Origin of the sequence: Thauera aromatica (genome assembly GCF_023093595.1) — a bacterium.
Taxonomy (GTDB): Bacteria; Pseudomonadota; Gammaproteobacteria; order Burkholderiales; family Rhodocyclaceae; genus Thauera; species Thauera aromatica_A.
Map to the genome: position 1 here is coordinate 1 of NZ_JALLIK010000019.1, position 918 is coordinate 918.

General features: G+C 64.3%; 1 protein-coding gene. It reads left to right on the forward strand.

The genetic code is table 11. From position 1 onward, the window contains the following. On the forward strand, positions 1-705 hold a 705-nt coding region (locus MXC99_RS00300), incomplete at its 5' end, for a transposase (protein ID WP_247723651.1). Between the last annotated feature and the right edge of the window lie 213 nt (positions 706-918).

A 918-nucleotide genomic window follows, 5' to 3' on the forward strand; every position in this document is an offset into this window, starting at 1 on the left:
GTGGTGGCGATCGCCGAATGGGCCGAGCTGGTGTCGGACGAGCATTTCAGTGTCGACGGCTCGCTGTTGCGGGCGTGGGCCTCGCACAAGAGCCTGATGGCCCGGGACGGCTCCGACGAGCCGCCCGGACCGAACCAGGGACGCAATCCCGAGGTGGACTTTCGCGGCAAGAAGCGCACGAACAAGACGCACGTCTCGCGCACCGACCCGCAGGCCCTGCTCGCCAGCAAGGGCGGCGGGGTGGCGTACCTGAGCTACACCACGCATGCGCTGGCCGAGAACCGTCACGGTCTGATCGTCGATGTCCACACCACGACCGCCACCGGAACCGCTGAGCGTGAGGCGGCGTTGGTGATGGCCAGGCGCAGCATCAAGCCGGGCAATTCGGCGCACAAGCCGACGCTGGCGGCCGACCGGGGGTACGACACCGCCGAGTTCATCGCCGCGCTCGAGCCGCTGGGCATTGCCCCGCATGTCGCGGCCAAGGTCAAGGGCAGCGCCGTGCCCGAGAAGGTGAAGTCGTCCCCCGGTTACGCGGTCAGCCTGCGCCGACGCAAGATGATCGAAGAGGCCTTTGGTTGGGCGAAGGATATCGGCACGCTGCGCCATGCGATGGCGCGTGGGCTGGATCGAATCCGTGCGCATGCGTTGCTCAATTTCTCGGCTTATAACCGGACGAGATTGGGCAATCTGCTGGCGCCGTAATTCGCGGGCGCCCTGGCGTCCTGCGGATGGGAAAAGTTGTAGACGAGAAACCATGTCTTTGCGGCGACAGGAGCGCTGCTGATTTGCGGTAGCACAATCGATGGAAAAGTCGGCTTGAATCGGCATGATCACGAGGCAAGCGGGCGCTTTTCAACGTCGATTTTTCCCAGGGGGCTGGAAACCGAAGGTGAACCCGAGATTTTCAACACCCTG